This is a genomic window from Pseudomonas tremae (genome assembly GCF_001401155.1).
Classification (GTDB): Bacteria; Pseudomonadota; Gammaproteobacteria; order Pseudomonadales; family Pseudomonadaceae; genus Aquipseudomonas; species Aquipseudomonas tremae.
The window spans coordinates 1-441 of sequence record NZ_LJRO01000005.1; the positions used below are offsets into that span (position 1 = coordinate 1).

At 58.0% G+C, this 441-nt stretch carries 1 pseudogene; it reads right to left on the bottom strand.

What is annotated here, in order from left to right:
* Positions 1-102: 102 nt before the first annotated feature.
* Positions 103-441 (bottom strand): annotated as a pseudogene (locus tag ALO43_RS00025) (hypothetical protein); the annotation flags it as partial.

Below are 441 nucleotides of genomic sequence, written 5' to 3' on the forward strand. Positions count from 1 at the left end.
CCGCGATCCGGGGTGGTGGGTCGCGACAGCTTCACTTGAAAAGCAAGCAAGGATTATTCCTGAAACGCTGACGGACCGGTAGAGCTTTGCGGTGTTGGCTGATTACTTGTGCAGGGAAGGGTGCTTGCGGCGATGCTCTTGGAGGATGTACTGACGCAAGCGCTCGGCGTCGTCCTTGCCATGCTTGCTGAAGTGATAGGCACCGAAACTGTGTTCGTTCATTCGCTCCAGCTTGCCGCGCATTGGAATAGGGGCCTGACCTGGCGGGTTGAACCAGGCGGAAAAGTTTCTCGGCAGCTTGCCTTTCTTGCGGTACTCAAGCAGCACCCCCTTGAACGACAGCTCGTGAACCCAGAGCGCCGTCAATGCACCCTTTTCGGTCTCAAGCGGGATTGGCTCTTCAAGCACGAGCCGCCAGGGGCGAATCTTCGGGCCTTCCTC